General features: G+C 67.7%; 21 protein-coding genes and 1 rRNA gene. 15 read left to right on the top strand and 7 right to left on the bottom strand.

The features are described 5' to 3' along the window. Window positions 1-101 precede the first annotated feature (101 nt). The gene (locus tag D7Y15_RS13145) at window positions 102-1,613 is read left to right on the top strand and encodes a hypothetical protein (RefSeq protein WP_222595358.1); all 1,512 of its coding nucleotides are present in this window, start codon (window positions 102-104) and stop codon (window positions 1,611-1,613) included. Between the two features lie 104 nt (window positions 1,614-1,717). Here the strand turns inward: D7Y15_RS13145 and tkt are convergent, their stop codons facing one another. The 4 genes from tkt to D7Y15_RS13125 form a co-directional block, all read right to left on the bottom strand. Beyond that, on the bottom strand, window positions 1,718-3,775 hold the full coding sequence (gene tkt, locus D7Y15_RS13140; protein WP_120575473.1) for a transketolase: 2,058 nt from the start codon (window positions 3,773-3,775) through the stop codon (window positions 1,718-1,720). Window positions 3,776-3,912: 137 nt separating this feature from the next. Next, the gene (locus D7Y15_RS13135; RefSeq protein ID WP_121752782.1) at window positions 3,913-4,845 is read right to left on the bottom strand and encodes an arginase family protein; all 933 of its coding nucleotides are present in this window, start codon (window positions 4,843-4,845) and stop codon (window positions 3,913-3,915) included. A gap of 69 nt (window positions 4,846-4,914) precedes the next feature. Further along, the gene (locus D7Y15_RS13130; RefSeq protein WP_121752781.1) at window positions 4,915-6,348 is read right to left on the bottom strand and encodes a hypothetical protein; all 1,434 of its coding nucleotides are present in this window, start codon (window positions 6,346-6,348) and stop codon (window positions 4,915-4,917) included. Beyond that, window positions 6,348-6,791, bottom strand: a complete 444-nt coding sequence (locus D7Y15_RS13125; RefSeq protein ID WP_121752780.1) for a hypothetical protein — start codon at window positions 6,789-6,791, stop codon at window positions 6,348-6,350. Before D7Y15_RS13125 ends, D7Y15_RS13130 begins: the two co-directional genes overlap by 1 nt. 307 nt (window positions 6,792-7,098) lie before the next feature. On the opposite strand from D7Y15_RS13125, the gene D7Y15_RS44125 reads away from it, so the two are divergent. The 5 genes from D7Y15_RS44125 to D7Y15_RS13100 are packed head-to-tail and all read left to right on the top strand — an operon-like array spanning window position 7,099 to window position 13,521. Continuing rightward, window positions 7,099-7,893: a hypothetical protein gene (locus D7Y15_RS44125; RefSeq protein WP_233604933.1), complete on the top strand. Its 795-nt coding sequence runs from the start codon at window positions 7,099-7,101 to the stop codon at window positions 7,891-7,893. A 4-nt stretch (window positions 7,894-7,897) separates the two neighbouring features. Next, window positions 7,898-8,797 (top strand): hypothetical protein, encoded by a 900-nt coding sequence (locus D7Y15_RS13115; protein ID WP_121752778.1) that lies wholly within the window; start codon window positions 7,898-7,900, stop codon window positions 8,795-8,797. Window positions 8,798-8,824: 27 nt separating this feature from the next. Next, window positions 8,825-11,155 carry an ATP-binding protein gene (locus tag D7Y15_RS13110; protein ID WP_121752777.1) on the top strand — a complete coding sequence of 777 codons (2,331 nt, stop codon included), beginning with the start codon at window positions 8,825-8,827 and terminating at the stop codon, window positions 11,153-11,155. Next, window positions 11,152-12,543, top strand: coding sequence for a sigma-54 dependent transcriptional regulator (locus D7Y15_RS13105; protein WP_121752776.1), 1,392 nt, complete (start codon window positions 11,152-11,154; stop codon window positions 12,541-12,543). The genes D7Y15_RS13110 and D7Y15_RS13105 overlap by 4 nt, the downstream gene beginning before the upstream one ends. A gap of 3 nt (window positions 12,544-12,546) precedes the next feature. Further along, entirely contained in the window at window positions 12,547-13,521 is a 975-nt protein-coding gene (locus tag D7Y15_RS13100; RefSeq protein WP_121752775.1) for a M28 family metallopeptidase, read from the top strand. Window positions 13,522-13,534: 13 nt separating this feature from the next. Here D7Y15_RS13100 and D7Y15_RS13095 read toward each other — a convergent pair whose 3' ends face one another. Beyond that, a complete protein-coding gene (locus D7Y15_RS13095; protein WP_121752774.1) occupies window positions 13,535-14,740 on the bottom strand; it encodes a VWA domain-containing protein in 1,206 nt (401 codons plus the stop codon). 20 nt (window positions 14,741-14,760) lie between these two features. After that, window positions 14,761-15,609 carry a MoxR family ATPase gene (locus D7Y15_RS13090; RefSeq protein WP_121752773.1) on the bottom strand — a complete coding sequence of 283 codons (849 nt, stop codon included), beginning with the start codon at window positions 15,607-15,609 and terminating at the stop codon, window positions 14,761-14,763. A gap of 108 nt (window positions 15,610-15,717) precedes the next feature. Here D7Y15_RS13090 and D7Y15_RS13085 point away from each other — a divergent pair, with 108 nt between their 5' ends. The 6 genes from D7Y15_RS13085 to D7Y15_RS13060 all read left to right on the top strand — a co-directional run bounded on the left by D7Y15_RS13085 (window position 15,718) and on the right by D7Y15_RS13060 (window position 21,446). Continuing rightward, window positions 15,718-16,410 (top strand): vegetative protein, encoded by a 693-nt coding sequence (locus D7Y15_RS13085; protein ID WP_233604932.1) that lies wholly within the window; start codon window positions 15,718-15,720, stop codon window positions 16,408-16,410. Between the two features lie 131 nt (window positions 16,411-16,541). Further along, window positions 16,542-17,066: a hypothetical protein gene (locus D7Y15_RS13080; protein WP_120575467.1), complete on the top strand. Its 525-nt coding sequence runs from the start codon at window positions 16,542-16,544 to the stop codon at window positions 17,064-17,066. A gap of 507 nt (window positions 17,067-17,573) precedes the next feature. After that, window positions 17,574-18,683: a 3-oxoacyl-ACP synthase III family protein gene (locus D7Y15_RS13075; RefSeq protein ID WP_120575466.1), complete on the top strand. Its 1,110-nt coding sequence runs from the start codon at window positions 17,574-17,576 to the stop codon at window positions 18,681-18,683. Window positions 18,684-18,728: 45 nt separating this feature from the next. Beyond that, entirely contained in the window at window positions 18,729-19,346 is a 618-nt protein-coding gene (locus D7Y15_RS13070; protein WP_121752771.1) for a DUF2378 family protein, read from the top strand. Between the two features lie 54 nt (window positions 19,347-19,400). Further along, window positions 19,401-19,916 (top strand): hypothetical protein, encoded by a 516-nt coding sequence (locus D7Y15_RS13065; RefSeq protein ID WP_121752797.1) that lies wholly within the window; start codon window positions 19,401-19,403, stop codon window positions 19,914-19,916. Between the two features lie 87 nt (window positions 19,917-20,003). Beyond that, complete coding sequence (locus D7Y15_RS13060; RefSeq protein ID WP_121752770.1) at window positions 20,004-21,446, top strand: hypothetical protein; 1,443 nt, start codon at window positions 20,004-20,006, stop codon at window positions 21,444-21,446. Window position 21,447: 1 nt separating this feature from the next. Here the strand turns inward: D7Y15_RS13060 and D7Y15_RS13055 are convergent, their stop codons facing one another. After that, window positions 21,448-21,930 carry a nuclear transport factor 2 family protein gene (locus D7Y15_RS13055; RefSeq protein WP_120599893.1) on the bottom strand — a complete coding sequence of 161 codons (483 nt, stop codon included), beginning with the start codon at window positions 21,928-21,930 and terminating at the stop codon, window positions 21,448-21,450. Between the two features lie 59 nt (window positions 21,931-21,989). Here D7Y15_RS13055 and def point away from each other — a divergent pair, with 59 nt between their 5' ends. The 3 genes from def to D7Y15_RS13040 all read left to right on the top strand — a co-directional run. Further along, window positions 21,990-22,529 carry a peptide deformylase gene (def, locus tag D7Y15_RS13050; RefSeq protein ID WP_121752769.1) on the top strand — a complete coding sequence of 180 codons (540 nt, stop codon included), beginning with the start codon at window positions 21,990-21,992 and terminating at the stop codon, window positions 22,527-22,529. A gap of 3 nt (window positions 22,530-22,532) precedes the next feature. Then, complete coding sequence (locus D7Y15_RS13045) at window positions 22,533-23,237, top strand: sterol desaturase family protein (protein ID WP_121752768.1); 705 nt, start codon at window positions 22,533-22,535, stop codon at window positions 23,235-23,237. A 960-nt stretch (window positions 23,238-24,197) separates the two neighbouring features. After that, window positions 24,198-24,276: ribosomal RNA gene (locus tag D7Y15_RS13040) — 16S ribosomal RNA — on the top strand; the annotation flags it as partial.

The following is a 24,276-nucleotide window of genomic DNA, read 5'->3' as shown; positions in this document are numbered from 1 at the left end:
ATCCTTCAGGGTGTGCTGGCCCGGGGAGCTGGCACGGCGCGCGCAATAGGTCCCGGCATGACTGCTTCCGCAACGGAAGCCGCTCCCACCGGAGATCAAAAATGACCATCGCCAAGTCCGCTTCCACCGCCGTCGCCACCGCCCTCAACAGCAAGCCGGCCCTCGGCAACAAGGAGCTCGCGGTCCTGCGTGGCAGCTCGTCCCCGGCGAAGCAGGCGGCGGAGATGAAGGCCACCCTCAACAACATGAAGTCGCAGATGGCGGGCCTGAAGTCGCAGCTCCACGACCTGCAGTCCCGCCACGCGCACCTGGGTGACCGCTTCTCCGCGCAGGGCCACGGCTGCGTGGGCCCGCGTGACAACTGGCAGCCCAAGGACCTGGGCGCCATGGTGGAGATGAACAAGCTGAACAAGACCTCTGGCTCCATCGGCGCGGAGCAGTTCGCGGACAGCATCGAGGCCGCGGTCGGTGACCTGGACGGCCAGGCCGCCTCCGGTGAGTACCGCGCCGTCGCGGACTGGGCCGCCAACAACCGCGAGCGCCTCACCCCGGAAGCCCGCCAGGTGATGGACATCTACAGCAAGTACGCGGCGGTCTCCCAGGCGCGCGGCGAGTCCGGCATCCCCCAGGGCGACTTCAAGAAGATGCTCGCGGAGATGCGCGACGTGGGTGACGCCAGCGCGAAGAAGGCGCTCGCCAACCTGGACAGCAAGAGCCACGGCGGCACGGTGTCCGGCCAGGATATGGCCCGCGCCATCAAGACGGGCACCGCGGACCACGACGGCCAGGCCGGCGGCGCGGAGCTGAAGGAGTTCGAGAAGTGGGCCTCCAAGAACGAGAGCCGCCTGTCCCCGGAGGCCAAGGAGGTCCTGGACGTCTACCGCAAGCACACCCAGGCGGCGCAGGCCCAGGGCCGCACCGGTCTCACCGACAAGGAGACCGCCGCCATGAACAAGGAGCTGAGCAAGGTGGGCGCCGGTGACGTGAGCGCCCGCAAGGCCACGGAGGCGCTCGACAAGCAGAGCGGCCCCATCTCCGGCGAGGACCTCACCAAGGCCATCAAGGACGGCATCTCCGACACGGACGGCCACTCCTCCACCTCCGAGCTGAAGGAGTTCGAGAAGTGGGCCGCCAAGAACGAGAGCCGCCTCACGCCCGAGGCCAAGGAGGTCCTGAAGACCTACCAGCAGGCCGCGAAGAAGGCCGGCCCGGAGGGCATGACGCAGAAGGAGGCGGACGCCATGTTCAAGAAGATGGATGGCTTCAAGACCTTCCACGACAGCTCCATGCGCGACGCGCTGGAGGGCCTGGACGCCAAGAAGGGCAAGATCTCCGGCAACGACCTGACCGCCGCCATCGAGAAGGGCGCGGGCGACCTGGACGGCAACGCGGCCGGCACCGAGTTCACCGACACGATGAAGTGGGCGCGCCAGAACTACGACCGCCTCACGCCGGAGGCGAAGAAGGTGGTGGACACCTACGAGAAGTACGCCACCCGCTCGCAGGCCCAGGGCTCCACGGGCATCGACCAGAAGGACTTCAAGAAGATGATCAACGAGATGAAGTTCGTCAGCAACCCGCGCCCCACGCGCCCCGTGTTCTACGCGGCCTGATGTGAAGCCGGGGGGAGCGAAGTCGAAGTAGGGGGGATTGGAAGTCAGAGGGGTCCCGGACCTTCGGGGGAGGGTCCGGGGCCCTTCTTTTTTCTACAGGCGCGTCAGTGCTTCTTCGCCTTGGCGATGGTGGCGTGCGCTTCCTTCACCACGTTCTCCACGGTGAAGCCGAACTTCTGCTGCAGCGCCTTGATGGGGGCGGAAGCGCCGAAGCTGCGCATGCCGATGATGCTGCCGGTGTGTCCCGTCCAGCGCTCCCAGCCGAACGCCGCGCCCTTCTCCACCGCGACGCGAGCCTTCACGCCCGGGGGCAGCACGCTGTCCTGGTACTCCTGGGGCTGCTGCTCGAACAGCTCCCACGAAGGCATGCTCACCACGCGGGCCTTCACGCCCTCGGCCTTGAGCTTCTCCGCGGCCTCCACCACCAGCGCCACCTCCGTGCCCGTGCCGATGAGGATGACGTCCGGCGAGCCGCCCTCCGCCTCCAGCAGCGTGTACGCGCCCTTGGCCGTGCCGGAAGCGGGAGCGAACTTCGTGCGGTCCAGCGTGGGCACCGGCTGGCGCGACAGCACGAGCACCACCGGGTGGTGCTTCTGCTGCGCGATGTAGCGCCACGCCTCGGCCACCTCGTTGGCGTCGCCGGGGCGCAGCACCACGTTGCCCGGCACCGCGCGCAGGGACATCAGCTGCTCCACCGGCTGGTGCGTGGGGCCGTCCTCGCCCAGGCCGATGGAGTCGTGCGTGAAGATGTGGATGGACGGAATCTCCATCAGGGACGACAGGCGCATGGAGGGGCGCTCGTAGTCACTGAAGATGAGGAACGTGGCGCCGTAGCCGCGCACGTGGCTCAGGTTGAGACCGTTGACGATGGAGCCCATCGCGTGCTCGCGAACACCGAAGTGGATGTTGCGGCCCGAGTACTCGCCCGGCTTGATGGACGTGGACGCGGAGATGTACGTCTTCGTGGACGGGTTCAGGTCCGCGGAGCCGCCGACGAGCCACGGGTAGTTCTTCGCCAGCGCGTTGAGCACCTTGCCGCCGGACTCACGGGTGGCCATGCCCTTCGCGTCCGCGGGGAACACGGGCAGCTCCTTGTCCCAGCCCTCGGGCAGCTCGCGCTTGAGCAGCGCCTCCAGCTCACGAGCCAGCTCCGGGTGCTGCTTGCGGTAGTCCGCGACGGACTTCTCCCACGCGTCATGCAGCGCCTTGCCGCGAGCGCCCATGCGCTCCTGGAAGCGCTCGCGCACGCCGTCGGGCACCAGGAACTGCGCGTCCTCGGGCCAGCCGTAGGCCTTCTTGGTGGCCTTGATTTCGTCAGCGCCCAGGGGCTCGCCGTGAGCGCTGGCGGAGCCCTGCTTCTTGGGCGAGCCGAAGCCGATGAACGAGTTGACGATGATGAGCGTGGGCTTGCCGCGCTCGTCCTTGAAGGACTTGTAGGCCTTGGACAGCGCGTCCAGGTCGTTGGCGTCGGTGACCTTGAGCACGCGCCAGCCGTAGCCCTCGAAGCGGCGGCCCACGTCTTCGGTGAAGGCCAGGTCGGTGCTTCCGTCGATGGAGATGTGGTTGCTGTCGTAGATCCAGCACAGGTTGGGCAGCTGGAGGTGGCCCGCGAGCGAAGCGGCCTCGGACGCCACGCCCTCCATCATGTCGCCGTCGCCGCAGAGGGCGTAGACGTCATGGGTGAACAGGTCGAAGCCGGGCTTGTTGAAGTGGGCGCCCAGCCACTTGCTGGCGATGGCCATGCCCACGCTGTTGGAGACGCCCGCGCCCAGGGGGCCGGTGGTGGTCTCCACGCCGGTGGTCCAGTGGTACTCCGGGTGGCCGGGCGTGGCGGAGTCCAGCTGGCGGAAGTTGCGGATGTCGTCCAGGGACACGGCGGGGACGTCGGTGACCTTGGCGTCCTTCACGCGCTTCACGCCGGCCAGGTGCAGCAGGCTGTAGAGCAGCATGGACGCGTGGCCATTGGACAGGATGAAGCGGTCGCGGTCCGGCCAGTTGGGCTGGGCCGGGTCGTAACGCAGCTCCTGTTGCCACAGCTGGTAGGCCACGGGAGCCAGCGCCATGGGCGCGCCCGGGTGGCCAGAGTGGGCCTTCTCCACCGCGTCCATGGACAGCGTGCGGATGGTGTTGATTGCCTGGGTATCGATTTTCTCGGTCGTCATGCGGCCTCCCGCGCAGGACTGCGTCGCGGGCGCACCATGCCGTAACTGGAGCCGCCGCGCCGCACCAAACGCGCCCGTCCGTCGGCAGTCACACCGACGGCCGGGCAGGGGGCCGGGGCTCTTTTTCCGGGAATGCGCTACGGGACGCGACCGCTCTGGACGAACGCCGCGACCACTGCATCGGTGAAGGCCCGGGCGCAATGGCCTTCCGGGTCCAGGTCGGGGTCCAGGATGGTGAGCTCCAGGCCCACCGCCTGGGGGCTCGCGAGCAATGACGCCAGCAGCGCGGTCAACTCCTCCAGGCGCATCCCGTCCGGATTGGGAGAATCCACGGCGGGCATGACGCTCAGGTCCAGCACGTCCGCGTCCACGTGGATCCAGAACCCCGTGAGCCCTCGGGCCTCCAGCCGGAAGCGGGCCTCGTCGCCCACGGACTTCGCGCCGCGCTCACGGATGACGGTGAGCGGCAGTGAAGCAATGCGGGAGGTGTCGAACTCGTGCACCGCGGCTTCGGCGGTGTCCTCGGCGGTGCGGGACAGGCCCAGGTGCACGACGTCCTCTTCGCGCAGGTAGGGCTTGAGGCCCTCCAGGTCGCACAGGGCATCGGGGCCATGTCCGGTGGCCAGCGCCAGGTCCAGCCCCGCCGCGGTGAACCAGCCCGCCATGCGGGCGCGGTCCTTCACGTAGGAGAAGTCATCATGCGCGTCGATGAACGCCAGCCCATGCGTCCCGGCCCGCCGCAGCGCGAGCGATGAGCCCACGAGCACGCTGCAATCCCCACCCAGCAGCAGCACGAACCGTCCCCCGGCCCGCAGTGCGCCGACGCGGTCCGCGAGCGCCACGCTGTAGCGGCCCAGCGCCGCGCCGTTGCGAAAGCCGATGTCCGGCTCCGCCTCCGGTGAGTACGCAGGTGGCGTCACGACGCCCGCGTCCTCCGCGCCCAACCGCGCCACGATGCCCTGCGCGCGCAGGACCCGGGGCAGTCGGTACACGCCCGGAATCGCGCCCGGGGAAGCGGGCCGCAGGCCCAGGTTGGACGGCGCATCCAGGACGCTGATGGGCAGGAACATGGGGAAGAGATACCGCCGTCGCGGCCTGCTCGCCTGGATTCAGCAAGGGGAGCAGGTCCAGAAGGGCATTCAGATCGCGTCGAACCGCTCGGTGAACATCGTGGGCTGCGTGAGCACCTCGAGCGAGACAGTGAACGTCACCTCGGTCTCCTTGTCGGGGGCCTTGCTCCAATTGACAGAGGGGAGCACCCGGAAAAGCCCTTTGTAATCGGCACCGGCTTTCGAAGCGTTGAACCAGATGGGCATCACCACGGACACCGACCGGGTTCCTCGTCCAAGGGGAAGGCGCGCATCGACACCTGCGGAAATGCGCCAGCTGTTCGCGAACTCGTTGAAGTACCCGGCATACAGTCCAAATCGCACCTTCGTGGGGAAGTCAGGTGCGCCGAGAGGCGTCTCATTACACACCTCCGCGGGTGCGTTGGGAGCATCGTCGGAGACCACGGTGCCGGACGGGACACACCAGCGCGCCTTGTCCTGTGCTTCGGCGGTCCGACTCACCGTGAGGATGCCCTCTACGGGCATGACGCGTCGGCCGGCGCCCAACAGCCACGAGCCCGTCGCACCCGACGACCAGGCGAATGCGTGATCGCTGACCAGCTTCAGGGCTGTGGACTCGCCACCCAGGTACTTCACCGTCGCGTCACCGAACCGGGCGCCGACGTTCAGTTGCTTGCGCGGATATCGCGCGACCAACCAGGGATTTGCCTTGAAGAACTCAGTGAACTTCGTCTTGCCAGCTGAGCACATGTTCTGCCGGCCTACGCTGGCGACGTCGATCTCGACGGGCTTGTCGCCGAACGCCGTCGCCGAGCAGTACCCCCGGGCTTCGGGCGCCGCGGTCGGGTCGAAACACGGCTTCAGGCAGACGTCGAGCGCCTCTGCCTTCACCTGGATGAGTTCTTCGTCCGTGATCGTGCCGGCTCGATGGTTGGCCTCCGCATGTTCCACCGCCTCTCGCTTGGTGTCGCAGAAGCGGTCGGAGGTGAGGGGGGAGGATTGCTCCTTCAGCCATTCGCGGAACTCGGCCTGGACTTGCTTTGAGCGGATCTCACAGAACTTCTTGTCGTCGTCCGTCCGCTGCGCTCCGGCGCGACACATCCTCGAGCATTCTTCGTAGGCGACTTGATGAACCGGCTGAAGGAGCGTGGCACCCTCGCCCTCGTCGCCGATCTCCATGTCGCGGACGGTCAGTGATGCGCCGGCCGCCCACTCGCCCGCATCACCAAGGTCACCATCTGCAACCGACAGGAGGGATGCGACACCCTTGGACGTCTTGGCCGTGAACTCCAGCCGGGGTATCCAGTCAACCGGGCTGTCCTTGCGCGCGAAGAGCCATCCGGGAGCGACCAGGAACTCGGCATCGCCACTCGAGCTTGCCTTCAGCTCGAGCCGCGGCGGCGCGAAGTGCGACTCGGAATCCTTCGGGTCGCTTCCGGCGGATGCCGTCGCCGAGACCAGGACGCCCAAGGCCAGTGCAATGGAGGGAAGGAACGTTCGCATCAGCAGACCTCGAAGTTGAAGACCAGGCCGGGCCGCTCACCCTCGAGCTCCTCGCGTGCACACTCATGCCCGTTCTCGAGGTTCTTCGCGGTGAGCGTGAACTTGTCGTCTCCGAGGCCAGCGTTGATCTGGAAGTAGTGAGCGCCAGCCTTCAAGGACGGCAGGATGTGTGGCGCTCCGCGACGGACGGTCACGCCAGTCTCGACCATCTCGTCGGGACCCGGACGCCGCCGGAACACGCGTCCCCTCGTGCTTCCCTCTCCCGTCGGCATCGAGAGCTCTACGCGGCGTGTCGTGGCGACGTTGAGCGCGGTGAGCTGAGGCTTGTCAGCTGTCGCCGTAAGCTCCTTCGTCGTCAGTGCTACTCCCTGCGTGCCGACTTCCGCCTTTGCACTCTTCTTGCGCAAACCCGAACGCTTGCGCGCCTTCGGCGAATTCGCCATGTGCCCCTCCTTCGAAACATCCAAGTTCAGTGCGTGTCAGGCGGAGCCAAGAAGCCCGACGGCGGCCTGACAGGACCCGCTGTTGAGCAAGTCACATGCCGCCTGCGCGCCGGGGCAAGGCCGCGAGGCATTGGACGAACCCGGCCATCCGCCCGGCCAAGGTGGACGAATTCGTCCACCTTGAGGGCCGCGCTACGACCCCAAGGCCATTGTCTGCCCATGAGTGGACGCAAAGGCACGCCCATTGCTTAGCTGGTGGCAGCCGGTGCTGGATGAAGGCTGTGTTCACAAACCAGGGGTGGGTCCGATGTCCGAAGCCAGGCGAGACGTGGACGAGCAGACGCAATTGGATGCGCAAGAACAGTTCAAGCGCGAGAACTTGAGGGCTGTCTACCGGCAGTTGTTCGTGAACCCAGCGCTCCCAAGACCTCCTGCTCCTCCTGAAGAGCAACCCGGTGAACGCGTGCGCGCACGGATTTGCGAACTCGCGGAAACCGCGATCGGGACGATGGGCCGTGCTGGCTCAGCGCAAGGGGTGCCGCGCCAAGAAGCCGATGCATTCCTGAACGTTCTCCATGCGCGTACGAGCCAGGAGGCACCCGCTAGTTATGCACTGAGTAACGAGCAGTGGAGAGCGCTGGTGCGCGCGTTCACTGAACCCGCATACGCCTCACTGCGACAGATCCAGGGCATCAGCGAAGTACCGTTCAATCGCCCGGATCAGTATGGTGAATTGAAGGTTGGGCCCCGCGAGCTGGAGCGGTTGTACTCCTGGCTGTTTGATCCTCGTGACGAACACCAAGCCCACAACTACCTTCATGCGTTGAAGAAGGCTGCCGTTCGTAAGGATGATCAGGGGATTGTGATCGTGTTGGAGCTGTTGTTCAACGATAGAGGCTTCACAGGGATGGATTGGCCGGTGACCAGCTTCAGCGGCGTGGGGGTCGGGGGGATTGTTTCGTTGGACATCGACTCTGAGTTGCTGGGTCGGATCATGAAGTTCTTGGGAGATGAAGACCTGAGCGCGCTGGAACCCTATGCGGGGGGCGCGGTTTGTGTGCTTCCGCCTGATGAGTCCAAACAGTTTGCTGCGTGCTACTGAGCCCATGGGCCCCAGCGACCTCGAATACGCCATCACGCTCGAAGCGCTGCCCAAGGACCTCCAGTCCTTCGCGAAGGAGCTCCCCTTCCACCTGGGCCTGACCGCCCACCCCGAAGGAGGCTGGGACGACTACAGCGCCCTGGCCCCCTTCCAGCGCCTGCCGCTCTACGCGTCAGAGCGCCTGGGCCAGGGCCTCGCCCCAGAGCTCCAGTCCCGCTACCTCCGCGCCCACCACCGCGGAGGCTTCTTCGGGCTCCTCATCGACCGGCTCGACGACGGTCAGGTCCCACCGCGCTCGGAGTGGCCCCGCCTCCGCCAGGCCCTGTTCGACCAGTGGCTGCAATCCTTGACGGAGGCGACCGGAAACGAAGTCCTCGCGACCGAGGCCATCAAGGTGGCCCTGGAGGACTGGGCCGAGGCCGTGGCCAACGAGAAGGCCCTGCTGTCCCGCCGCAGGCTGTCCATGACCCAGTACGCCTGCCTCGTGAGCCAGAAGGTGTCCTGGCTGGGAACCAGCGCCTTCTGCCTCCTGCTCGCCCACGGCGACCCCGCGCGGTTGCCCGCGTTCCGCCGCGCCTTCGACCTGCTCCTGCTCAGCTCCCAATGCCTCGACGACGCTCTCGATGCGGACGAGGACGCCCGGCTCCACGGCATCGGCTTCCCTGCGGCCCTGGGCCATCCACCCCGAGGCCTGCTCCGGACCGCGCCCGGAGTGGCCCGGCTCGGGGCGGCCGTGGCGCGCGAGGGCGGCTTCCACGAATTGGGCGCCTGGCTTGCGGACCGTGCACGTTCCCTGGATGAATCCCATTCCGGGAAGTCGTCATTCCAGGCGGAGATGAGCGCTCTCGCCTTGATGGCGGCCGTGACACAGCTCTATGGGGGGCCCACCGTCACGAGCCCATGAATCCGCTGGGGCAAGGAGCCCGGGGCCATGACGTCTGGCGTGACGCGCAGCCGGTGGTGGACCGTCCTCCTCCTCGCCATCCTGGGCGTGGGGCTGAGCGCGGGAGTGGCATGGCAGGTGTCGACCACGCTCGGCACCCCCTTCGCCTCGCTGCTGGTGGACCCCTACGGAGCCTTCTCCTCCGTCTACCTGCCCACGTGGAGCGAGGGCCGCCGGATGCCCTTGCGCCACCCGGACCTCCTCGTGGCCTGCGAGGGAGCCCCACTGGACGGCGACGTCGCGAAGTCAGGCCTGCCCGGAACGCAGCTGCGCGCCTGCGTCCAGGAGGCGGAGCGCCAGGGCCGCTCCCACGTGGCGCTGACGTTCCTCCGGCGCGGAGGTGAACGCCTCACCTTGAACCAACCCCTGCGCCACTTCGGTGCGGAAGAAGGCCTGTTCCTGTTCGGGGTCTACGCCCTGGTGGGAGGCTTCCTGCTGTGGTCCGGACTGCTGGTGTTGTTGCTCGCGGGTCGGAGGGACGGAGCGTTGGCCTACGGCGTGCTGTGCATCTCCAGCCATGTCTTCCTGCTCACGCTGTTCGACTACCACACGCGAGCCACCTTCATGCCGCTCTTCATCCTGTCGCGCCTGGGGACGGCGGTGGGCAGCGTGTGGCTGGGTTACGCCTTCCCGGAGCGGCCCGTGCGCTTGCGTCGCTTCTGGCTGACCGCGCTGTGGCTGCTGGCGGTGGCGGCCGTGCTCGCGGCGGCGTGGCTGCTCATTGCTCCAGGTCTGGGCCTGGACACGGCCCGGGTTCGGCACTGGGTGGACGTCGCGTCCCAGGGCTCGCTGCTGGTCTGCGGTGTGGCCATTCTCGTCCGGCTCCGAGGCAGCACGGGACGCGCGCGGGCGGAGCTGCTCGCGGCGGCGTGGGGGCTCGCCGCGCTCCCGGTCGTGCTCGCGGTGATTGTGTTCTCCGGCCGGGGCTTCTACCTGGTGGTGCCCTGCTTCATCGCGCTGCTGCCGCTGTCCATCGGCTACGGCCTCATCCGGCACAACGTGCTGGCGGTGACCGCGGTGCTCACGCGGCGCCTGCTGGCCATTCCCCTCGTGCTGGCGGGACTGCTCGCGGCCTCCTTCGCCTGGCTCGCGACGCGGCGGTTCCTGGATGTCTCCACGGTGTCGCAGGCACTGCCGCTCCTGGTCGCATTCGCCACGTTCATGGCCCTGGTCTTGCTCGGCAGACCGCTCGTGGTCCGACTCTTCTTCCCCGCCACCCTCCAGTTCCGTCCCACTGTCGAACAGCTCAGCGACGAGCTGTCCGCCCCGCGTGAGCCCGGTGCCCTCAGGGACACGCTGGAGCGCGTCGTGCGGCGCTGGTTGCCCACGGGGCAGGTCCAGGTCCTCGACCTGGGAGAAGGGTCGAAGGTGGAGCACCTCCCCGAGGATTCGCTGACCACCCTCCAAGCGGGCGAGCACCTGTGGACGCAGGAGGGCCCCTGGCACCGGAGGCTGCTCGTCCCCATGCGCTCGTCCGGAGAGCTGCGGGGCGTGTTGCTGCTGGCCCCCAAGCATCAGGCCGCGCTCTACACGAACGCGGACCTGGAGCTGCTCCACACCATCGCCAGCCTGGGCGGCGTGGCGTTGCACAATGCCCAGGTCCTCCAGGAGCTCGACGTGCTCCGCCAGGCGCAGGTGGGCGCGGCGCACGAGGAGAAGCGGCTCGCCCTCGCGGTGCTGAGCGCGGAGATCTCCCACGAGATTGCCTATCCGCTGAACTTCTTCCGCCACCTGCTCCGCCAGGGCGGTCAGGCCCAGCCGCTGGAAGCCGAGGACGTCGACATCGGCCGGGAGGAGATTGAGCGGCTGGAGCGCATGCTCGGGTCCCTGCGTCGGCTGTCGCTGCCGCCTCCGCGCGTGGAGCCGGTGGCGGTGCTGCCCCGAGCCCGCCGTGCCCTGGACCTCATCCGGGACCAGGTCCAGGCAAGGCGCATCGCCGTCACCGTGGAGGTCCCCGAGTCGCTTCAATTGCTCGCGGAGCCAGATGCCATGGTGCAGCTCTTCGCCAACCTCCTGCGCAACGCCGTCCAGGCGGCAGGGGAGGGTGGACAGATGGGAGTGCGAGCCTGGGAGGAGGGCCCGGAGCAACTCCTGGAGGTCTGGGACTCGGGCCCGGGCATTCCAGAGGCAGCGAAGGACACGCTGTTCGACCCCTGGGTGACGACGCGCAAGGAAGGGCTGGGCCTGGGCCTGTCCGTCACGCAGCGCATTGTACGCCGCTTCGGCTGGAGCATCGCCGTCCACCGCGAGCAGGGGCGCACCTGCTTCCGTATCCACGCCCGCCGCCTCGCGGACCACCGTTCGCTGGAGAGTGCATGAAGATCCTCATCATCGACGACCAGCGCAGCGCACGGCGGGTCCTCACGACGGTGCTGTCGTCCATGGCGGGCCTGGAGTTCCGGGAGGCAGCCAGCCTCGACGAAGCGCGAAGGTGTCTCTCCGAGGAGTCCATCGACGTGGCGTTGGTGGACATCCGCTTGAGCGCGGACTCGCGCAATCGCGACGGGCTCATCCTCATCGAGGAGATCCGCAAGCGCACGAACGCGGTCCCCATCGTCGTCACCGTCTCCAACGAGATGGCGGAAATCCGCACCGCGATGCGCCTGGGCGCCTACGACTATGTCCTCAAGGACGAGCTGTGCGAGGAACTCATCGTCCCCATCCTCGAAGGGTTGCGGGACCGGAGGAAGTTGGAGCAGGAGGTGCAGGTCCTCCGCGCGCGTGAAGGCGCCCAACGGCTGCCAGGGATGGTGGGAAGCTCCGCCGCGCACCAGCGCCTGCTGTCCCTGGTGCGTCGCGTGGCGCTTTCAGACCGCCCCGTCCTCGTCCTTGGCCCCACGGGCGCCGGAAAGGAAGGCGTGGTCCGAGCTCTCCACTCCCTGGGGCCCAGGCCAGACGCACCGCTCCTGGAGATCAACTGTGGCGCCATCCCCGAGCAGCTCATGGAATCACAGCTCTTCGGCCACGAACGGGGAGCCTTCACCGGAGCGGAGCGGCGGCAGGACGGCCTGATGAAGGCCGTGGGGCAGGGGACGCTCTTCCTGGACGAAATCGCGGAGCTGCCGCTGAGCCTCCAGGCCAAGCTCCTGCGAGTGCTGGAGGCCGGGCACTTCCGTCCCATCGGAGCGACAGCGGAGCAATCCTTCCAGGGCCGGGTGGCGGCCGCGACACACGCGGACCTGGAGGACCTGGTGCGGCAGCGGAAGTTCCGCGAGGACCTCTACTTCCGGCTCAACGTGTTGGAGGTCCGCGTGCCCTCCCTGGAGGAGCGTCGCGAGGATATCCCGGCGCTGCTCGCCCACTTCGTCCAGCAGCAGCGGCGGCTCCTGCGCTTCTCCTCGGAAGCCGTGGACCTGCTCACTCGGATGGCTTGGCCCGGCAACGTGCGCCAGCTGCGCAACCTCGTGGACCGGCTGGCGGTGTTCGCCGAGACGGACGAAATCACCCCCGAAGTCCTCTCCGAGCTGCCGGGCCGTCCCACGCAGGGCGTCCCGCGCGTGGACCCGCTGAAGGACCTTGTGCGTGCGGTGCTGAGACTGCCGGAGGCAGGAGACAAGCTGGAGCGCCTCGAGCAGGAGTTGATCACCGAAGCCATGGCGCTGGTCGAAGGCAACAAGAGCGCGGCCGCGCGGCTCCTGGGGGTGCACCGCAAGGCCATCGAGCGCCGCATGGGACGCAAAGAGGAGGAGTCCGAGGGTTACTCCTGACCGATGGGGGATGGGATTTCGATGAACAACGAAGCTGAGAAGAGCCAGGTGCGAGGGAAACCGTGCGAGGGCCGTCTTGTGCAGGCCGCACCAGGAGTCAGGAGCGCCGTCGTCCTGTCCCTCATCGGGCAGGTGACCCCCTCCGAATTGCGCACGAAGGTGGAGGCTCTCGCTGCTCTACACACGCGTTACTCGGAGATGCCCCACCTGGAGCCAGCCCTGAACCTGGTTGAGGGGTGGCTCCAGGCTGCGGGTTGCATGACGTGGCGGCAGCCGGTCCCGATGGGTCGGGGGAGGCACACCGTCAACCTCGTCGCGGAGCGGCGAGGTACCTCGGACGCACCCCGCCTCTTCATCGTTTGCGCCCATCTCGACTCACTGAACTCCGCTGGAGACTCGAATGCGCGAGCGCCGGGTGCCAACGACAACGCAAGCGGATGCGCCAGCCTGGTGGCAATGGCCCACATGCTGCTCAATCAGCGGCTTCTGCATGATGTCCGCTTCATCCTGTTTGGTGGGGAGGAGCAAGGCAGGCTTGGCTCCAAGCATTACGTGGATGGCCTTGGCCGCGAAGACAGGGAGCGGATCAGTGGTGTCGTGAATCTGGACATGGTGGCGAACCTGAAGACGTCACGTCCTTCAGTGATCTTCGAAGGTGACGACGTTTCTCAAGGCGTCATGGACGCGCTGGTTCGCGCCGCCGCGACCTACACCTCGCTTCAGACGTACGTGTCGCTTTGTTCAACCTCAAGCGATCATGCTTCTTTCATCCGAGAGAGGTTGCCAGCAGTGGGGGCGTTCGAGGGACAGGGTGATGTGTCGGAGGACCAGCGGCACCGCGAGTCGGATACGCCGGAGCGATTGGACTTCTTGCTGCACCGGGAGATTACGGTGAGCGTGCTGGTCTGGCTCGCCGAGCAGGTGCTTGGGCTCGAAGGCAGGTCGGTGCCTGGGCGGATCGGGCGCACCACGCCGTAGCAGGCCGCGGTCCCTACCGCCGAGCCATCGCCCCCCGGGGCGTCTTCCCCCGGGTGAGGTGGTTCACCGCCTCACCCAGGCCCTCCACGGTGAGGGCGAACATGGGGAACACGTTGGCGATGACCGCGATGCTGCCCGAGCGCCACGACCCGCGAGGCTCCGGGTTGAGCCACACGTTGCGCTCGAAGTGCTGCGCCAGTTGCATCAGCCACGTGAGCCCTTCCAGGCCCTCCTGGCGGTACTGGCCATTGGCGTCCGTGCGGATGCCCAGCTCATACGGGGCCATGGACGCATCGCCCACCATCACCAGCTTGTGATGCCTTCCCACCTGCGCGGTGAGCTCCGGAACGGTGATGCCGCCCGTCAGCTGCGGCGTGGCGTACAGCTTCCCGTAGACGCAGTTGTGGAAGTAGTAGGTCCGCAGCTCCTTGAAGTGCGTGGCCTGGCTGGCGACGCTGAACAGCCGGCTCACCAGGTGCGCGTACGGGTCCATGGACCCGCCCACGTCCATGCACAACACCACACGCGTGTTGGGCCGGCGCGGCGGACGCGTGACCACCTCCAGCTCGCCCGCGTTCTTCGCGGTGGCGGCGATGCTCTCGTCCACGTCCAACTCTTCAGCCACACCCTCACGCGCGAAGGCCCGCAGCTTGCGCAGCGCCACCGCCAGCTGCCGCGTGTCCAGCACCAGGTCGTCGCGGTAGCCCGCGTACTTGCGAGCCCCGGCCTGCCACAGCGCCTGACCCTGCCGTCCGCCCGTGCCGCCAATGCGCACGCCCTGCCGGGCCACGCCGTTGTTGCCAAAGGCAGACGCGCCGCCCGTGCCTACCCAGCGGTTGCCGCCGTCGTGGCGCTCGGTCTGCTCCTTCAGGCGCTGCTCCAGCTGCCGCCGCAGCTCTTCAGGGTCCCACTGCTCCAGGAGCGCAATCTCCTCCGGGCTCAGGTCGGTGCGCTCCTTGGCCTCTTCCAGCCAGGACAACAGCTCCTCGGTGAGCTTCAGCGCGTCGGAGGCAACGCCCTGGAAGTGGAAGAGGAACGCCTGGTCAAAGGCATCCAGCTGCGTCTCCGAGTGCACCAGGAGCGCGCGAGCCACGTGGTAGAACCCATCCAGGCTGCTGTCATGCAGCCCGGCCTTCAGCGCCCCGGCGAGGGCGAGCGCTTCCTGCGCGCCCACCTTCACCCCGCGCTTTCGCAGCTCGTAGAAGAACGGCAGGAACATGGCGTGGCTCCCGGGCTGTCTTAAGCGCGCGTCCGCCGGCCGCGTCCGAAGGCTTCCGCCACCGCCACCAGGTCCTGCTCCTTCTTGAGCAGCGCACCCAGGAACGGAAGCTGCTCCTCCAGCTTCAACTCCACGACGCCGTTGGCCTTGAGCACGGAAATCCAGTCGATGAGCTCGCTCGTGGACGGCCGCTTGCGCAGGCGCGTCATCGCGCGCAGCTCGTAGAAGACCTTCATCGCCTGGTCCGCCAGCGCCGAGTCCAGCCCCGGGTGGTGCACGTCCACGATGCGCTGCATGAGCTCGCGCTCCGGGAAGTCGATGAAGTGGAACACGCACCGGCGCAGGAACGCGTCAGGCAATTCCTTCTCGTTGTTGCTGGTGATGAGCACCACGGGGCGGTTCTTCGCCACGACCTCGTCGTTGGTCTCGGAGATGCGGAAGCGCATCCGGTCCAACTCGTGGAGCAGGTCGTTGGGGAACTCCAGGTCCGCCTTGTCCACTTCATCGATGAGGAGCACCACGCGCTCCTGCGAAGCGAAGGCCTCGCCCAGCGGCCCCATGCGGATGTATCGCCGGATGTCTCGCACGTCCCCGTCCCCGAAGCGCGAGTCATACAGCCGCTGCACGGTGTCGTAGACATACAAGCCGTCCTGCGCGCGCGTGGTGCTCTTCACGTGCCAGGTGAGCAGCTTCAATCCCAGTCCCTGGGCAATCGCTTCCGCCAGCAGCGTCTTGCCCGTACCGGGCTCGCCCTTGACCAGCAGGGGGCGCTGGAGCGTGAGGGCGCAGTTGACGGCCGCCTGCAGGCCTTCGCTCGTGAGGTAGGAGTCGGTGCCGCGGAAGCGAACGGGAGTGGGAACCGGAGTCATGGATGGTTCCTTTAACATCCTGGGGAATGTTTCCATCCCTCCCCGGGCGGTTGGGTGTATATCCTGCCCCACATGGCCCCACTTTCCCTTGAAACCGAACTTCGCGACATGGTCCGCCGCGAGTTGCAACTGCAACTGGCTCCCGTTCAGAAGGCCGTGGCCCGTATGGCCAAGGGGCTGGATGCGTTGGATGCGCTGCGCGCGGTGACCGACCGCCTGGCGCCGCTGTCCAGCCGCCTGGGAGCCGTGGCGGGCGTGCGCACGCCCTCGCTGGCGCCGGAGCCGGTTGCCCGCCGCCGTCCGGGCCGTCCGCCGAAGTCCGCCGCCGCGAAGGCCGCGCCCGCCGCGAAGTCCCCGGGCCGTCCGCCGAAGGCCGCGCCCGTCGCGAAGGCCGCGCCCGCCGCGAAGGTCGCGCCCGCCGCGAAGGTCGCGCCCGCCGCGAAGGCCGCGCCCGTGAAGGCGCCCGCCGCGAAGTCCCCGGGCCGTCCGCCGAAGGTCGTCGCCGCGGAAGACAACCAGGCCTGCGCCGTCATCGGTTGCAAGCGCCAGAGCCGCTCCAAGGGCTACTGCTCGGCGCACTACCAGAAGCTGCGCCTGCTCATCCGCACGGGCCGCCGCCCGGACGCGTGGGTGGATGGCGCGAAGCCGCAGTCGGTCCCGGACCTCACGCTGCCGAGGGGTCGCGCGGGCAGCCAGGCGCTGAAGGAAGCGGCGAAGCCGGCCGCGCCCGCGGTGCCGCCCAAGCCCAAGGCGTGGCTGCGCAAGAAGGGCTCCAGCGGCGGCATGGTGTCGCTGACCTGACGGAGGACGTCGTCCGTGCTCCTCCCCGCGTGACGGGTCGCCCCGAGCGGCCCGCCGTGCGTGCCTCGGGACCGACACGGATTGCTTCCTTCGATTGACATGCGGGCCGTGGCGGTGTGAATCCCGGCCCCATGAGCGAGCAATATCCAGTCACCGTCGCGGTCCGCCGTCCCGACGGTTCGGTGGAGCAGGTCCGGGTGGGCACGGCGTACAGGAACGACGACGGCTTCACGCTTCAACTGGGCGAGCTGTCCATGAGCGCCACGCCCGTCGCGGCGTCGGCCCCGGCGTATCGCCGTCCCGCGTCCTCGGGCGCCCCGTCTGGTGGCGGCGGCGGCGACGGCATGCTCCTGCCCAACTACGGCCGCAGCAAGGGCGCCCCTGTCTACGGCGCCAGCCTCCAGGACCTGGAGTTCTACGCCAACGGCGCGCGCCGCTCCCTGTCGGACCCCAGCAAGTCGCGCTGGCACGACAAGGAGCGCCAGCTCCTGGCCTCCATCGAGGCGGAGATCGCCCGGCAGCGCGGTGACGGCGGCGGTGGCGAGCCCCCCGCGCGCGGTGGCGGAGGAGGCCGGGGCGGTGGCTACGGCTTCGGCAACCCGCCGGACGACGGCGACATCCCGCCCCCCGGCGACGACGACAACATCCCCTTCTGAGGGGAGCGATCCAATCGGACCCGTCCCGCGCAATATTCGAAGAGAAGTCCGGCGTGTCCGGCGGGAGATCCGATTTTCCGTGCCCTGCGTAGTGCGAGCCGGGCCCGGTGCGACCTGCTGGCAATGGGGGGGAGGCGCGGCGGGCTTGTCGTCAGTCCACCGCCCGCCCGGCAGGGGGCGGCGGACCCTTGCCGACGCGAGGGCCATTGACAGTATTGAGCAATGGCAGACACCATGAGTCTCCTCGGTGTCCACTGTCAGTGAATTGACACATCGCGTGTGATTCATTCCACGTCGATAGCTTCACTTCTGAAACATTCCGCATCCTGCGGATTTCACAGGCTTTCGGGGCTGTTCTGTCCTGGCGTGTGCTTCACGAATGACGCGTCCAGAAACAGGAACTCCGTCTTTCCAAGGGCTTAGGAAGTGGCCTGGAACGTGCTCTATGCACGCGTGCCAGGGAATCCATCCCGTCCGGCAAGGCTGTGAAATCGCGAGGCCATGGTAATGACCGAACGGGTGTGTGTGGTGGGCGCGGGTTCGTTCGTCCCAGCACGGACCATCTCCAACGAGCGGATCGCGAAAGCCATCCCCGGTTGGTCGGCCGCCCGCATCGAAGAGAAGATTGGCATCAAGGAGCGCCGCTTCCTCTGGGACTTCGACGACGAGACGGGCCGCGCCATCCCCCCGCCGGACGACGTGCTGGGGCGCTTCTATCCGGCGACCAACACGGACATGTGTGAGGTGTCGCTGCGCCAGGCCCTGTCCCGCGGCGGCGTGGATCCGAAGGAGCTGGACGCGCTCTTCGTGGTGACGTGCACCCCGGACGCGCCGCACTTCAACCACGACGCCATGGCGTTGCACGAGCGGCTGGGCCTGCGCGAGGACGCCTTCGCGCTGGTGGTGGATGACGGCTGCGGCGGCACGCCCTACGTGCTGGACCTGGTGCGCAAGATGATGGACGGCGGCCGCTTCCGCACGGTGGCGGTGGTGGCCTCGGCGTTCACGTCGCCGCTGCTCAACCGGGAGGTCTACACGGACGAGTTGCCGCCCACGCCGGGCCGCCCCAAGGCGCTCAACGCCTACCTGTCCATGTATGTCTTCGGTGACGGCGCGGGCGCGGTGGTGCTGCGCAAGCAGGAGGGGGACGAGGACGGTCCGGGCATCCTCTCCTCGTTCTCCGGCAACGCATACGCGGAGCTGGTGACGCGCCGTGGCGGCGGCATGCTGAAGCTGCCCTACCAGCCGGGCCGCACGCGCCCGTCCGACATGGCCTTCGTGGTGGACGGCTTCAAGGTCGCGCGCAGCTACCCGGAGTACATGCAGAAGTGCCTGGACGCGGTGCTCACCCCCACGCTGCGTGAACAGGTGAAGCGCTACTACTTCCACCAGCCCAACAAGCGGGTGATGGACTCGTTCGTGACCCGGGCGGGTCTGCCCAAGGAGTCGGTGGCCTGCAACGTGGATCGCATTGGCAATACGTCCGCGGCCGGGATGTTGATTCTTCTGGCGGACGACCTGGAGCAGGGTCGTGTTGCACTCGGCAGTGGGGACCTGGTGGTGGTGGCGGCTGTCGGAGCCAACGTCCATTATGGGGCCCAGCTCGTGCGGCTGTAGCGCGCACGCGTGTTCATCTCCTCCCCCCCGGAGATTCCCCCCTCTATGAGTGAGCAGCGCAAGGAAGTCACGGTCCTGGAGCCAGCCATTGCCCAGGATCTCGAGAAGCGTTTGGCCCTGGCGACCCCCGACGACACGGCCCGAGGAATGTTCTTCAACGGCGCGTTGAACGCGGTGCGCATCCTGGGCGGCGATGCCGCGGTGGAGAAGTGCCTGGCGGTGGTGCAGGAGAAGAAGTTCGTCGACTTCTTCAACTACCCCGTGGCGGGCTTCCTGAAGTTGTCCTTCACGGGAGCGCAGTTGATGGGCCCGCAGCTGGGCGGCTTCGACGCGATGTTGCGCAAGATGGGCACGCAGGCGACCACGGACTTCCTGTCGTCGGCGGCGGGCAAGACGCTGCTGCTGCTCGCGGGCGACAGCCCCAGGCGGCTGGTGACGAATCTGCCCACGGGCTACCGCGCGGCGGTGAGCTACGGCGAGCGCAGCGTGGAGTGGTCCAGCGACCGCGCGGGCAAGCTCATGATGAAGCGGGACTTCATGCCGCCCGCGTACCACGAAGGCGTGCTCCAGGGCGTCATCGAGGCGCTCGGTGCCCGAGGCGTCCAGGTGAAGGGCCGGCAGACGGGCCCGGTGGACACGGAGTACGCGCTGTCCTGGCAGTGACCGGAGCACGAACCCAGCGGTCCTCGCTGTCCTCGAAGAAGGATGGGTTTGAACATGACTCAAGGACAGGCGGGGGCCCCGGTGCGGCTGCAGTCCGGCGACGAGTGGGTGTATGCCTTTCGCTCGCAGGAGGACGCCGCGACGCCACCGGATGATGCGGTGTGCGCGGCGGCGCCCTTCACGCCCACCGTGAAGCTGGGCGCGGGCCTGTATGTGCCCGCGGGCGACGGCGGCTACGAAAGAGTGGGCTCGGCCACGGCCTGCTTCCGGCTGACGGACCGGGCCTTCACGCCAGGCACGCAGGTCCCGTTCTACGCACGCTTCCTCCTGCCGGTGGGAGCCTTCACCGCGCAGGGCGAGTGCGTGCTCGTGAGCAACGACCAGCCCCAGGCGGGCGTGGTGCTCGCGGGGGGGGCGCTCAAGCTGGTGGAAGTCCCGCCGGGCTTCGTGGGCGGCGTGATGACGAACCTGAGCGTGTTCAACCCGCTCAAGCTGCCCGGCTTCGCCACGGGCTCGTACTACACGCTCTACACCTTCCGGAAGGAAGGCACGGGCACCGCCGCGCCCTGAGCGGCACCCCAGGATGAGCAGGAATGTCGGGGATGCCTGGGAGAATACGTCCCTGGGCATCCGACGCCATCACCAGGGGGACGACGCATGGAAAGCAGGTGGAATCCGCTCTACGAAGCGCTCGGCTATTGCCCGCCCGCGAGCGGAAGGGCCGTGCCGGCGGGAGCACCGCCGCCGGAGGACACGGACCTGCCCCTCCTCGGCCCGGAGGAGCTGGAGGCGCTCAAGACCGCCTTCCTGCGGGAGCCGGAGGACGTGCTGCGCTGGACGGAGAGTGGCCTGGGCGCGAGGGTCACGGTGGGCGCGTTCGTGGAGTCGCTGCGAGAGCTCGAGCTGCTCTTCACGGACCCCGGCCAGCTCCAGGAGCAGCTGGACGCGACGGAGCGCCACGCCCGTCAGGGGACAGGAGGTCTGCCCGCGGACTTCACCTTCCCGCTGAGGACGGAGGAGATCCCCATCGACCCCATGCGCACGCGCTTCGAGCCGCAAGCGGACCTGCGAGGCTGGCTGTTGTTCAGCGGCCCCGTGTGGCTGGAGCAGGGCGCGGCGGCGCGGCAGGCTCCATTCCGCTGGCACTTCGGAGCGAAGAGCCGCTTCGTCTACCCATTGCGAGAGCCGGAGCCCGGCCGCCCGGTGGAGGTGGCGCTCTTCGGAGACTTCGGCACGGGCGAATACTCCTCCCGGTACATCGCCCGGCAGCTGGTGATGCGCGGCGAGCGCCTGGACTGCGCGGTGCACCTGGGCGGTGTCTTCTACTCGGGCCGCCAGGGCGAATTCGACGCGCACCTGGCGGAGCCGCTGGAGCCACTGCTCGGGACGACGGCGCTGCTGACGTTGAACGCGCCGCCGGAGATGCGCTCGGGAGCGGGGGCCTACTTCCGCTACCTGGACGAGCGGCGGGGCGCAAGCTCCCGTCACCCGCAGGAGGGCAGCTACTTCAGCCTCGCCGCGGAGCGTTTCCAGCTCATCGGTCTGGACACCGCGTGGTTCGAAGCGGGCCGTCACCGCGAGCCCGCGCTGCTGCAATGGCTGGAGCAACGCCTGTCGGAGGGACGCCGGCGGGGAGCGATGAACATCCTGCTGACCCACGCCGCGCCCTACGGCCCGGGCGCGGAGCAGCTCGCCCCGCTGGTGACGGAGGACCTGCGCACCCTGGTCGTGGAGCGCGAGTGGGTGGACCTCTGGTGCTGGGGAGGCGCCCAGGCCGGAGCGCTCTACGACCGCGCCCCGGGCCTCCCCTTCGTCGGCGCGAGCCTGGGCCACGGAGGCTTTCCCTCCGAGCGCAGGGATGCCCCGGAGTACCCGGTGGCACCGGTTCGCTTCTTCGAATCCCGGCCGCGCTTCCCGGAATGGACGGGCGTGCGCCAGGACCGGGGCAACCACGGTCATGCGTCGCTGTGGCTGCACGCGGACGGCAACGCGTCGCTGCGCTACACGGACTGGATGGGCCAGGTGCGCTGCGAGGCGACCCTCTCACGCCAGGGCCCCAAGGGACCGGTGACGCTGAAGGCGCTCGACGTGAGGGAGTGAGTCACGGCCCCTGAATGCCGCGCTCCTTCATGTACTTGCGCAGGCCCGCTGCGCCCTGGGCGCGCACCTTGTTGTGCAAGAGCGGCGTCCACCCGAGCGCCCATCCCACTGGCCCCAGCGCTTGCCGCGACCAGGTCCAGAAGGGGAACCGGTCGGTGTGGCGGATGATCTTCCCGTCAGCGAACTCGAAGGTCGCGTCGATGCGGTTGAGCACCTTCCGGCCCGACTGGCTGAAGGTGTAGGTCGCATCCCAGTGGGCGCTGCCGGTGCGGTCATCGGCCTGGACCTGACTGAAGACGAGTTCCAGGTCCTTGCCGCGCTCCAGCAGCATGCGCCACATGGAGGTGGCCCCCGCGTAGCGCAGGCCCTGGAACACGGCGTCGTTGAACTCCACGTCCGGGTGGTAGCAGGCGGCCATTCCGTCCGCGTCGCGCCGCTGGAAGGCCGAATAGAAGTCGGTGATGAGCTGGGCGTTCGGGTGCATGCCGCCGGTCTAGCGGAACTGCCGAGCAATGGAAGGGGCCGCATGGCAGAGTCCGCCGCATGGCTCGCGACATCGTCATCTGGCCCCACAAGGTTCTCACCACGTCTACCCAGCCCGTCACCGACTTCGGCCCGGCGCTCGAAACGCTCCTCCAGGAGATGGCGGAGGCCATGGCGGAAGCCAAGGGCATCGGCATCGCGGCCAACCAGGTGGGAGTCCCCCTGCGAGTGGCCATCGTCGGCCGCGAGGACGGCACCCAGTTCGAAATCGTGAACCCCCAGATACTCTCGAAGGAGGGGAGCGTGAAGCTGGAGGAGGGCTGCCTCTCCGTGCCGGACGTCTGGGAGAAGTGCTCCCGCGTCGAGCGCGTGAAGGTCCGCTACCAGGACAAGACGGCCCAGTGGCACGAACTGGAGGCGGACGGCCGGCTCGCGCACGTGCTCCAGCACGAAATCGACCACCTGGACGGCCACGTCTTCGTGGACCACCTCTCCAGCCTGAAGCGCACCCTCATCCTGGACCGCATGAAGAAGCTGCAGAAGTCGCTCGCGCGCCGGAAGGAAGAGCCCGCGGACGGCAAGGGAACGAAGCGCTCCTGACGCATGGAACCGCACCCTGTCCCCCGCAAGGTCCTGGCCTTCCGTGAGGAGTACCGGGCCCAGGCCATCGGGCCCGGCTACCGGGGGCAGGTCCACTTCGCCTTCACCAGCCTCGTCTGCCTGGGGGGAATCGCCCTGGCGCTGAGCCAGCTGGAGGCCCCCCGCCTCTGGGAGCTGCTCGGAGTCCCCGCGGTCATCGCGCTCGCGAACGTGGTCGAGTTCCTCGGGCACCGGGGCCCCATGCACCACCGCACCCGGGGCCTGGGCCTGATGTTCGAGCGGCACACCGTCCAGCACCACCGCTTCTTCACCCACGAGGCGATGGCGTACGAGTCCAGCCGGGACTTCAAGATGGTGCTCTTCCCGCCGGTGCTGCTCCTCTTCTTCCTGGGAGCCATCGCCGCCCCGCTAGGCGCCCTCTGCTTCCTGCTGATTTCCCCCAACGCGGGCTGGCTCTTCGCCGCCACGGCGCTCGGCTACTACCTGGCGTACGAGTGGGTGCACTTCACCACCCACCTGCCGAGCAACCACTGGAGCGCCCGGCTGCCCGGCATCTCCTTCCTCCGGCGTCACCACCAGGTGCACCACGATCCCAGCCGGATGGGCCGCCACAACTTCAACATCACCTTTCCCCTCTCGGACGGGCTCTTCGGGACGCGATGGCGCGCCCCGCTGGATGAGGAGCAGGCGGCACGCCGAGGGAAGTGACGGGGAAAGAAGAAAGCCGGAGCCGGGGGTTCACACCTTGGAACGGCGTGCCCATATCCCCGGCGGCTGAGTCGAATGATCAGGCCCGGATCAATCAGGGTTTGACGTCGCCGAACCGAAGCGTTAGAGACTGGACCTCCGCGCAACGGACCGCTGGCCCTCGGGCCTCGGGAAGTCAGCGCGGGGAAGAAAAGGATCGACGAAGGTTGTTGATCCCGAACGCGGCAAAGAGGTAGAAGCCGCGCCCCGCCCGAACCGGACCGAAAGCAGCACCTCGGAACGCAGAGAGCGGACAGCAGCAAACGGTCGCCACCAAAATGGTTGATCGCGGATGCGGTGGTGGTACAAGCCGCGCCCCTCACCTCGAAGCCCGCGCACTGGCGCGGAAGGCACTTCGTGGAGAGAGCAGCACCGACAAGGAAATAGGGCAGTCAACGAGCGAGTTGACAGCGAACGCGGCGAAGAGATAGAAGCCGCGCCCCACCGAAGAAGCAGCAGTCCGGAAAGCAACACGACGGACGCAAAGCGGTGAGGAAAGCTGACAGCAAGCGGTTGACAGGGAAGACGGCGCCGAAGTAGAAGCCGCTCCCCCTCGAAAAGAAACGGCGGAAGTCACTGGACGGCGCCGACGAACTTCGAAGCAGCCCGCAGGACGCAAAAGCGAAGTTGACGCTGATTGCGAACTGAAATAGAAGCTGCAACCCCGCTGGTTGAAACGAAACCAGCAGCGAGGTAGACGGTAGCAAAAGTCGCGAAGCAGCACAAGCGGCTCGGTCTTTGAAAACCAAATAGCAAGCCCAAGAAGTAATGGATTGCGGAAACCCGCAGTCAATTTTTTGAGGGCGCTTCACCTCGAGAGCAGCGCTGAAAAGCGCAGCGAGAGGGAAGTGCCGACGAATCAGCGAGCCGAGACTCCTTAGCCGGGTCTCGGGGAACGCCGGTTCAAGCAAACCAAGAATACAATTGGAGAGTTTGATCCTGGCTCAGAACGAACGCTGGCGGCGTGCCTAACACATGCAAGTCGAGCGCGAATAGGGGC

The sequence above is a fragment of the Corallococcus sp. AB030 genome, assembly GCF_003668965.1.
Lineage (GTDB): Bacteria > Myxococcota > Myxococcia > Myxococcales > Myxococcaceae > Corallococcus > Corallococcus exiguus.
Note: the sequence above shows the minus strand (reverse complement) of the source record. Positions and strands in the feature narration are given on the sequence as shown.

Bases quoted from the DNA above. Each gene is read 5' to 3' on its own strand.
- D7Y15_RS13145 (WP_222595358.1), top strand. From the start codon at position 102: ATGACCATCGCCAAGTCCGCTTCCACCGCCGTCGCCACCGCCCTCAAC.
- tkt (WP_120575473.1), bottom strand. From the start codon at position 3,775: ATGACGACCGAGAAAATCGATACCCAGGCAATCAACACCATCCGCACG.
- D7Y15_RS13135 (WP_121752782.1), bottom strand. From the start codon at position 4,845: ATGTTCCTGCCCATCAGCGTCCTGGATGCGCCGTCCAACCTGGGCCTG.
- D7Y15_RS13130 (WP_121752781.1), bottom strand. From the start codon at position 6,348: ATGCGAACGTTCCTTCCCTCCATTGCACTGGCCTTGGGCGTCCTGGTC.
- D7Y15_RS13125 (WP_121752780.1), bottom strand. From the start codon at position 6,791: ATGGCGAATTCGCCGAAGGCGCGCAAGCGTTCGGGTTTGCGCAAGAAG.
- D7Y15_RS44125 (WP_233604933.1), top strand. From the start codon at position 7,099: ATGTCCGAAGCCAGGCGAGACGTGGACGAGCAGACGCAATTGGATGCG.
- D7Y15_RS13115 (WP_121752778.1), top strand. From the start codon at position 7,898: ATGGGCCCCAGCGACCTCGAATACGCCATCACGCTCGAAGCGCTGCCC.
- D7Y15_RS13110 (WP_121752777.1), top strand. From the start codon at position 8,825: ATGACGTCTGGCGTGACGCGCAGCCGGTGGTGGACCGTCCTCCTCCTC.
- D7Y15_RS13105 (WP_121752776.1), top strand. From the start codon at position 11,152: ATGAAGATCCTCATCATCGACGACCAGCGCAGCGCACGGCGGGTCCTC.
- D7Y15_RS13100 (WP_121752775.1), top strand. From the start codon at position 12,547: ATGGGGGATGGGATTTCGATGAACAACGAAGCTGAGAAGAGCCAGGTG.
- D7Y15_RS13095 (WP_121752774.1), bottom strand. From the start codon at position 14,740: ATGTTCCTGCCGTTCTTCTACGAGCTGCGAAAGCGCGGGGTGAAGGTG.
- D7Y15_RS13090 (WP_121752773.1), bottom strand. From the start codon at position 15,609: ATGACTCCGGTTCCCACTCCCGTTCGCTTCCGCGGCACCGACTCCTAC.
- D7Y15_RS13085 (WP_233604932.1), top strand. From the start codon at position 15,718: ATGGTCCGCCGCGAGTTGCAACTGCAACTGGCTCCCGTTCAGAAGGCC.
- D7Y15_RS13080 (WP_120575467.1), top strand. From the start codon at position 16,542: ATGAGCGAGCAATATCCAGTCACCGTCGCGGTCCGCCGTCCCGACGGT.
- D7Y15_RS13075 (WP_120575466.1), top strand. From the start codon at position 17,574: ATGACCGAACGGGTGTGTGTGGTGGGCGCGGGTTCGTTCGTCCCAGCA.
- D7Y15_RS13070 (WP_121752771.1), top strand. From the start codon at position 18,729: ATGAGTGAGCAGCGCAAGGAAGTCACGGTCCTGGAGCCAGCCATTGCC.
- D7Y15_RS13065 (WP_121752797.1), top strand. From the start codon at position 19,401: ATGACTCAAGGACAGGCGGGGGCCCCGGTGCGGCTGCAGTCCGGCGAC.
- D7Y15_RS13060 (WP_121752770.1), top strand. From the start codon at position 20,004: ATGGAAAGCAGGTGGAATCCGCTCTACGAAGCGCTCGGCTATTGCCCG.
- D7Y15_RS13055 (WP_120599893.1), bottom strand. From the start codon at position 21,930: ATGCACCCGAACGCCCAGCTCATCACCGACTTCTATTCGGCCTTCCAG.
- def (WP_121752769.1), top strand. From the start codon at position 21,990: ATGGCTCGCGACATCGTCATCTGGCCCCACAAGGTTCTCACCACGTCT.
- D7Y15_RS13045 (WP_121752768.1), top strand. From the start codon at position 22,533: ATGGAACCGCACCCTGTCCCCCGCAAGGTCCTGGCCTTCCGTGAGGAG.